The following is a 5,137-nucleotide window of genomic DNA, read 5'->3' as shown; positions in this document are numbered from 1 at the left end:
CAATTATAGTCCCAGTTTCTTGGTTAGATTATTTAATGCACAGAGCGGAAATAAAAAAAGCAAACAGTCCCAAATTACTCTACGTTTGCTATTGGTATACTCCTAAAATTCTTTACTCTTTTTTTGGTTGGTTTATGTGGCTTTCTGTCCTTATTGGACTAAATAGTCATTTTAGAGGGTTTAGGCCTGAAGTTGTATTGGGTAGCTGGGCATACCCAGATGGGTTTGCAGCAGCTCAGTTAGCAAAGCGATTTGATTGCCCTTACTATATTAAAGTTCATGGGAGTGATATTAATATATTGGCCAGTGAGGGGCGTAGGCGAAATATTATTGGTCGAATATGTGGTAATGCTAAAGGCGTATTTTCGGTGTCTAAAGCGCTAGCAACTAAACTGTCTGAGCTCGGTGTTTCTGAAGATAGGGTTTGCCAAGTTTATAATGGAGTGGACCAAAAACTGTTCTATCCATTAATGTCAGCTGATATCGATAATTGTTTTCTCTATGTTGGAAACCTCAAACGAGACAAAGGTGTCTTGGATTTGTTGAATGCATATTTTCTATATCGAGATGCAGGAGGGGATAAAGAACTGAAGTTTATCGGTGGTGGGGCAATGACGTCAGAATTGGTTGCTCGATCAAAGAACAGCTCATATAGCAAATTTATTGAATTTCTGGGGCCTAAGCCTCATGGCGAGGCAGCTACTTATATTCGATCTTGTGCTTGTTTGGTTTTGCCTTCTTATCATGAGGGCGTTCCGAATGTGTTGTTGGAATCTATCTGTAGTGGTGTGCCTGTGATTGCAACCAAAGTTGGTGGGATTCCCGAAGTGGTCAAGGATAAGGTATCTGGTTTGTTAGTTGAACCTGGAGATGTGCTAGGCCTTTCAGAGGCAATGTCTGATCGTCGTTTGAATGAGCTGGGTTCAAAGAATGAAATTGCCACCTTAGGGGCTCAGTATTCTTGGGAAGATAATATTAGCCAGGTAGAAGCTTTTCTGAATAGAGTTTGATATCTGGTTATGAATGTTTGTTATGGAAGTTGATTTTTTAGTTGTAGCTATTGTCAGCAAGGAGCCGAATAATGAGAGTTGTATACCATCACCGTACTAGAGGTAAAGGCGCGGAGGGTGCTCATATTATGGGGGTTGTGAAAGCGTTTCGTGAACTTGGGCATGAGGTTGAACTGCTTTCTTTACCAGGAGCAGATCCAGATGCCGAAGATTCGTCTGCCAGCCGCGAAAAAACAACGGTTCAAAAAACAAATATAGTTTCAACTTTGCTGTCACGTATTATTGAGTTAACGAAATACGCTCCAGAGTTTGTATTTGAGTTTATAGAGCTTGCGTACAATTTAATTGCGTTCTTCAGAGTTAATAAAGTTGTTTGTCGAGATCAGCCGGATTTCTTATACGAAAGATATTCGTTATTTATGTTTGCAGGTGTGTTGATTGCTCGAATGAAGAATGTTCCGATTATACTTGAGGTGAATGATTCAGCTATCGTGGAGCGAGTTCGGCCTTTATTTTTTAAGTGCTTAGCGCGTCGTATAGAGGCGTGGATCTTTAAAAATAGCAATGGAATCGTTTTTATTTCAACAAACTTCAAGAATACTGTTGAAAGTCAGTACGCCAATATAGCACCTAGTATTATTTGCCCAAATGCGGCAGATGTTCGGCAGTTTAATTTGGATGGAATTGATCGAGAAGCAGCTAAGTCTTCCCTAGGATTGTCGGGGCAGGTGGTATGTGGCTATGTAGGTGCATTTGTTCACTGGCATGGAATTGACTGGTTTGTAAAAGAGATTTCGCCAAAACTCTCTGGTTATCCTCAGTTGTCACTTCTCTTAGTCGGAGATGGTGTGGTCTATGAGGATATTCAGTCTGTTGTTCAGCAATACGGAATTGAGGAACAGGTGATTATGCCTGGTAGGGTCCCTCATACGGAGGTTAGTTCATATATTGCTGCAATGGATTATGGAATTCTTCCAGATTCAAATGAATATGGTTCACCGATGAAGTTGTTTGAAATGATGGCTATGGAGGTAGCACTGGTTTCTCCAGATTTTGAACCAATCGCAGAAGTAGTAAGCGATAATGAAAATGGTTGGTTGTTCACTAGAAAGGATAAAGCTGAGGCTGTCGAGATAACCTTAAAGTTAGCTGGGGATTTAAAGAATATTAAAAGGGTTGGGGATGGAGCAAGGAAGTATATTCACAATCAGCGGCAGTGGAAACACAACGCAGAATTAGTGTTAGAGTTATTATCAGTAAGCCAGAAACACCCATAAGCTGGCCTGGCAGCAAAAAGGAGTAAAGCAAGGTGTCACCGTTTGAGATCTCGGCAATATTAATTGTAGTTGGACTAGGTCTTGTTGGATTGGTTCTTTATAAGAAAGAAATGCATATCTGGCTACCCTATTACCTGAGAAGAAAATTAAAGGGTAAACTGAAGTACGAAGGAACTACGCATGTTATGTTTTGTTTCGTTGATCATTACGAACCACAGTGGGGGAAGCCAAATGATATTGAAGTTGAAAGGCATCGTGTAGATCGTTGGCACCAGGAAATTCCTAAAGAGTTTGGTCATATTAAAGATTCAGACGGTTGCTTACCAAAACATAGTTATTTCTATCCTGAAGAAGAGTATAGAAAAGAGCATCTGGATAAGATTGAAGATTTATGTGCACAAGGTTTTGGAGAGCTGGAAATTCATTTGCATCATGAAAATGATACTCGTGAAAACTTGACTGAAACTTTGGAGCGTTTTGCAAATACCCTACATAATTCGCATCGCTCTCTAGTTAGACATCCAGAGACAGGGAAGCTGGCGTATGGTTTCATACATGGAAATTGGACGCTTGATAATTGTCACCCTGAAGGCCTGCATTGTGGCGTTAATGATGAACTTTTAGTTTTGAAAGCAACAGGTTGTTATGCGGACTTTACCTTACCATCAGCGCCAAGTCCGACTCAGACATCAACAGTGAATTCGATCTATTACGCGACGGATGATCCAGATAAACCTAAATCTCATGACAAAGGCGTTGATGTTGAAGTCGGTAAGCCTGCATCTGGTGATTTGATGATAATACAGGGGCCGCTCTGTCTAAATTGGAAGAAGCGAAAGTTTGGGTTTTTACCAGGAATTGAAAATGGTGATATTCGTAAATCTATACCCCCTACATCTGATCGTGTTGATATGTGGGTTGATCAGCATATTCATGTTAAGGGGCGTCCAGAGTGGGTATTTGTGAAAATTCATACGCATGGTACTCAGGAGGTGGATATTGATACCTTGTTAGGGGAGCCAACTGTGAAGATGTATGAGTATCTTGCAGACAAGTACAATGATGGTGAGCAATATGCAATGCATTTTGTGTCGTCCCGGGAAATGTACAATATAGTTAAAGCTGCCGAAGCAGGGGAGCAAGGTAATCCAAATGAATATAGGGATTATGTTCTTCCTAAGCCAAAAGTGTTGCTTTAATTGTAAAAAAAGGTGTCAAATAAATGGCGGTTGAGGCGGGGTGTATTGCTATCTAGTGAACACGTTATGTGGGGGACTGTTCTTAGACTAAATTAGAATTGCAATATAAGCTAGTCAGGGCTAGCCAAAATAGCGTATTGGTATATCTTTAAGTTAAGAGAGTGTTAATTCCACGAATAGAATTTGTGACAACTGACTTCGCCGAGTTAGTTGTGAGGTGTCGTAAAATGAAATTATATGATTTACAGATGAAAATGTTGGGAGTAGGCATTTGCTTATTTACCAATGTGTCCGCGTTTGCTCTTAATACTTCTGTTACATTACATGCTGATTCTGAGGTTTCTCCTAGTTCCAATGAGCTCGTTACCTTTGGTCTTCCTTTGTCAAAAGGCGATGTAACAGAAGTTGATCAAATTAGAGTGTCGATAGGAGGAAGTGAAATTGCTGCTTATGTTGAAGAAGGGTTGCGTTATCATTGGTCAGATAACTCATTACGTTCTGTAACAATACAGCTGAATGATGTAGATATGACTGCTGGTAATCTTGAAGTTCAGATTACTGATTCAGGAGCCTCAGTGCCAAGATTATCTGAAAGAGACCAAAGTCAAGGATGGGCGATAGCAGGTTCCGACAAAAATAATCTTCCATACCCTAGAATATTTGCATTGCATGATCCCGAATATTTAGCGAACTCTGGGATTATTCCACCGTTTGAAGCAGCCCCCAGTAGTGGAGATGCTTTTGAATCTTATCAAGAGGATCAGTTTAACAATTGGGCAGGAGGGTTGAATTATAGTTCTTCAGTGAGGGGGAATTGGCTTTTTGATCGTTCCAGTGCGATGTTTAAGGCTTATGTTACAACAGGAAGGGTAGAGTTTCTGAAAGAAGCCTTTTTGTCCAAACAGTTTTACTTCAATTATGTTCGGAATGATGGTTCTCCTCCTGCAGCGCCTGGAGGTAGTGGGTGCTGGACTTATTCTAATGTCGCATGCGCCGATGGAAAGTATATTGCGCCACAGCAGGCTAAGCTTGCTTGGGCTTTGGTTGGTGATGATAGTCAGTGGGATTCTGGTTTAATTGTTAATATGGCGCTTCAGGCTGATATTGGGTGGAATCAATTTAATACTAGAGATGACTTTTCAGGCGAAAACGATGGCTTTACTGAGCGAGCTGCTGGGTTGGTGGGGCTTGCTGAAATTGTCGCGTATGAGATGACGGGCAATGCAACGGTCCTTTCAAATCTGAGGGAGCGAATTAACTCACTTAAAGATATGCAGCAAAACACCTTTATTTGGGATGAGCAAAATGGATGGACTCCTAAAAGTGGTGCGTTTGACCATAATATGGATGTTCATGAGGGAAAATATAGCCAAGACTCTGCCCCTATCGGGGCAACAAATTCAAGGGGCTTTTCCCCTTGGATGAGCGAAAATATTGTAGATTTTCTTTGGCAAACTTATTGGACTATCGGGGGGGAAGATATTCCTGAAATGATTCGTAGACTAGCTATTGCGGTCGATAGCTACGGTTTTACTACGATTTATGATGCGGCTACAAATACACATATTAAGAAAACTGAATTTGCTAACGCAACTGGTGGGTCAGTTCGTGCAATGGCTTGCAATCAGACCCGTGAAGATACCGATATTGT

General features: G+C 41.0%; 4 protein-coding genes. All 4 read left to right on the top strand.

All coding sequences use genetic code 11. The annotated features are described in order from the left end of the window. The coding region (locus A3757_RS13410; protein ID WP_231878275.1) for a glycosyltransferase at positions 1-1,010 on the top strand (1,010 nt) is incomplete at its 5' end. 71 nt (positions 1,011-1,081) lie between these two features. Next, complete coding sequence (locus A3757_RS13405; RefSeq protein WP_068553581.1) at positions 1,082-2,287, top strand: glycosyltransferase; 1,206 nt, start codon at positions 1,082-1,084, stop codon at positions 2,285-2,287. A gap of 32 nt (positions 2,288-2,319) precedes the next feature. Then, positions 2,320-3,486, top strand: a complete 1,167-nt coding sequence (locus tag A3757_RS13400) for a hypothetical protein (protein WP_197470040.1) — start codon at positions 2,320-2,322, stop codon at positions 3,484-3,486. Between the two features lie 227 nt (positions 3,487-3,713). After that, a partial coding sequence (locus tag A3757_RS13395; RefSeq protein WP_068739776.1) for a hypothetical protein occupies positions 3,714-5,137 on the top strand: 1,424 nt, incomplete at its 3' end.

The sequence above is a fragment of the Oleiphilus sp. HI0117 genome (assembly GCF_001635235.1).
The sequence above is the reverse complement of the archived record's forward strand: the minus strand, read 5'-3'. Positions and strand labels throughout refer to the sequence as shown.